The sequence below is a fragment of the Parasphingorhabdus sp. genome (genome assembly GCF_049667325.1).
Classification (GTDB): Bacteria; Pseudomonadota; Alphaproteobacteria; order Sphingomonadales; family Sphingomonadaceae; genus Parasphingorhabdus.
In genome coordinates this window covers 1-3210 of the sequence record NZ_JBATHY010000275.1, presented here as the reverse complement: position 1 = coordinate 3210, position 3210 = coordinate 1, and the positions used below count along the sequence as shown (strand labels likewise).

General features: G+C 58.9%; 4 protein-coding genes. All 4 read right to left on the bottom strand.

What is annotated here, in order from left to right; translation table 11 throughout:
- A partial coding sequence (locus WBM93_RS12380) for a dipeptidase (RefSeq protein WP_424432175.1) occupies positions 1–1074 on the bottom strand: 1074 nt, incomplete at its 3' end.
- Complete coding sequence (locus tag WBM93_RS12375) at positions 1071–1565, bottom strand: dihydrofolate reductase (RefSeq protein WP_424432174.1); 495 nt, start codon at positions 1563–1565, stop codon at positions 1071–1073. The genes WBM93_RS12380 and WBM93_RS12375, both read right to left, overlap by 4 nt.
- Positions 1566–1600: 35 nt before the next feature.
- Complete coding sequence (locus WBM93_RS12370) at positions 1601–2671, bottom strand: 5-(carboxyamino)imidazole ribonucleotide synthase (RefSeq protein ID WP_424432173.1); 1071 nt, start codon at positions 2669–2671, stop codon at positions 1601–1603.
- Positions 2672–2680: 9 nt separating this feature from the next.
- Positions 2681–3169: a 5-(carboxyamino)imidazole ribonucleotide mutase gene (gene purE, locus WBM93_RS12365; RefSeq protein WP_424432172.1), complete on the bottom strand. Its 489-nt coding sequence runs from the start codon at positions 3167–3169 to the stop codon at positions 2681–2683.
- Positions 3170–3210 lie beyond the last annotated feature (41 nt).

The following is a 3210-nucleotide window of genomic DNA, read 5'->3' as shown; positions in this document are numbered from 1 at the left end:
CGCCTGGGTGATATGGACAATCCCGCTGGTATCAAAGCGCGTGGTCACCGCACCGTCAAAATCGCTGCCCAGCGCGACATGCTCGATCCCGACCAGATCGCGGACATGCTTTGCTGCCTTGGCCACTGTCGCCGGATCGGTATCGCACATCGCGCCGTCCCAGTAACCCAGGCCAATGATCCCGCCGGTCGCGGCCACGCCCCTGATTTCTGCATCGGTCAGGTTGCGGTTGACCCCGCACACCGCCTGGACGCCGCCATGGCTCGAGACAACAGGTCGCCGCGCCATCTTGAGAATGTCTGCGACGCTGGCGTGGCTGCTATGGGCGATATCGACGATCATCCCCATATCCTCCATGTCGCGGACGATGGTCCGGCCAAATTTGGTCAGCCCGCCCTTCTTGATGCCGTGCATCGATCCGGCCAGTTCATTGTCGAAAAAATGCACCATCCCCGCCATGCGCATGCCCGATGTATAAAGCTTCTTCAGATTGACGCGATCGCCTTCCAGCGTCTGAAGACCTTCGGCCGAAAACAGCACGCCAATCGGTCGTCCGTCGCGGGCACGAAACTCGGCAAGGCCGTCGACATCCGCTGCATTGCTGATCGTTGCCAGGGCGCCAGCGGAATCCTTCACCGCCCGATCCAGCTTCTGCGCATGATAGAGTTGCCGCTCGAGCAGCGAGAACCAGGTCCGCATCGGTTGCAGCTGGGTAATCGCGAGCAGGGTGATATTGTCGGTATCGGCGCTGTTGCTGTCGTAATTCTGGCCCCGGGGGGTCTTGGTCACGCTGGAAAAAATCTGCAGCCCGACATTGCCCGCTTTCAGGCGCGCGAGATCGATATGGCCATAGTCGACGCTGTCGGTAATCTTGCGCTTCCACAGCAATGTGTCGCCGTGCAGATCGACAATCATCAGACTGTCGTGCAGTTTTTGCGCTTCGGCGCTAATCTCCGGCAGCGGCTTGCCGTCGATCATGTTGGTTTGCTTGTCAAACCATGCCGGTCCGAAAATCAGGAAGGCGGCGAGTGCGATCGCGATGAAACCCAAAAGTGTCAGCGCGATTTTCTTCATCCGTTTTTCCTTTTCAGAGTGACAAAACTGTAACCCGGCCTGTCATTTTTCGGTTCGTGATCCTCGCGCATCGTCTCTTCCCAGACAGCATCGTCAAACGTGGGCATTTTAATATTACCCTTGGGCTTGATATGCACTTCGGTAAGTTCAATCCGGTCGGCGCGGTCAAGAAACGCCTTGTAGATTTCCGCTCCCCCGATCACCGCAATATGTGGGGCATTGGTTATTTTCAGCGCCTGTTCGACGCTGTCTGCAATCTCCGCGTCGTCGGCTTCCCAATTCTCGTCCCGGGTAAGCACGATATGCCGCCGTCCGGGCAACATGCCGGGCAGGCTGTCAAATGTCTTGCGGCCCATGATCATCGGTTTGCCCATGGTCAGCGATTTGAACCGCCTCTGGTCCTCGGGCAGGCGCCACGGAATGCTGTCGCCATCGCCAATCACACCATTGTCGGCGCGGGCGAGAAAGAGAATGATTTCAGGATGGTTCATGGGCGACGCCTAGCGCAGTTCGGGCAGACTGCAAATTAGAAATGCAATTTTGTAACATGACCCATTTTACGACCCGGCCTGCTCGCGCCCTTGCCATAGAGATGGACGTGGTTTGAGCCGTCGGACAACAGCTTCGACCAGTCGTGGGATTGCGCCCCGATAAGGTTGTGCATTTCGACTTTTTTCGCGGCGAGCCCGGTGTCGCCCAGCGGCAGACCGCAAATCGCCCGGATGTGATTTTCAAACTGGCTGGTGATCGCTCCCTCGATGGTCCAGTGGCCGCTATTGTGCACCCGCGGCGCCATCTCGTTGAAAACCGGACCGTCCCTGGTAGCAAAAAATTCGCAGGTGAGCACGCCGACATAGTCCATCGCGTCCGCCATTTTCGAGGCCAGTGAACGGGCATCGTCCTGCTGTTCCAGTATTTCGGCGGGTGCGGGCGCAACCGAGTGCGCCAATATGCCGTCTTCATGGACATTGTGCGGTGTATCCCAGAAACGGATTTCGCCATCCTGTCCGCGCACCAGGATCACCGAAAATTCCTGACTGAATGTCACAAATCCTTCAGCGACGCAGGGTTGATGGGCAACCGCTTGCCAGTGGCTGTCGAGATCATCTCCCGGCTGGATCCGGGACTGGCCCTTGCCGTCATAGCCCATGCGGATTGTCTTGAGGATCGCTGGCGCCCCGATGTCGGCAATCGCTTTGTCCAGTGCTGCCCGATCGGCCACTTCGGCAAAAGGCGCCGTTGTCCCTCCATGATCGCGGGCGAAATATTTTTCGGCGATCCGGTTCTGGGCAATGTCCAGCGCGCCAATCGGCGGATGAAGCGGGGCGCAGTTTTCGATCCGGTGCAGCGGATCGACCGGAACATTTTCAAATTCAAAGGTGATCACGTCGCAGCTCTCGGCGAAGCGGGTCAGGGTTGCGATGTCATCATCCTGCGCGCAGGTGAAATGCGCGGAGACTTCGGCAGCCACGCTATCGGCATCGGGCGCATAGATATGGCAGCGATAGCCCAGTTGCGCCGCTGCCACGCTCAGCATCCGGCCGAGCTGGCCGCCGCCCAATATACCGATGGTTGATCCGGGGGGGAGTGTCTGCATGATGCGTATTTATGCGGGCTTGTCGGCGACGGAGTCGGTCTGCGCCGCGCGCCACGCTTCCAGCCGCTCGGCCAGTGCCGGATCGGAGTTGGCGAGGATGGCCGCAGCCAGCAGCGCCGCATTTTTGGCGCCGGCTTCTCCGATCGCCAAAGTGCCGACCGGGATACCCGCGGGCATCTGGGCGATGGACAAGAGACTGTCCATGCCGCTCAGCGCTTTGGACTGGATCGGCACGCCAAGCACCGGGATGCGGGTCATCGAGGCTGCCATACCAGGCAGATGGGCCGCTCCGCCAGCTCCGGCGATAATCACTTTCAATCCGCGTTCGACGGCCGAGCTTGCATAATCATAAAGTCTGCCGGGCGTGCGGTGGGCTGACACGATCTTTTTTTCATGCGCGATATGGAGCTGATCGAGAATGTCGCTCGCAAGCTTCATCGTCGCCCAGTCGGACTGGCTGCCCATGATGATTCCAACCGGAGGAGGTGCTTCGACCATTTTTGCCCCTGACAAATGCTACGGAAGCAATGCGGTTTAGT

Coding starts and splice junctions, on each gene's coding strand:
- WBM93_RS12375 (WP_424432174.1), bottom strand. CDS start 1,565: ATGAACCATCCTGAAATCATTCTCTTTCTCGCCCGCGCCGACAATGGT.
- WBM93_RS12370 (WP_424432173.1), bottom strand. CDS start 2,671: ATGCAGACACTCCCCCCCGGATCAACCATCGGTATATTGGGCGGCGGC.
- purE (WP_424432172.1), bottom strand. CDS start 3,169: ATGGTCGAAGCACCTCCTCCGGTTGGAATCATCATGGGCAGCCAGTCC.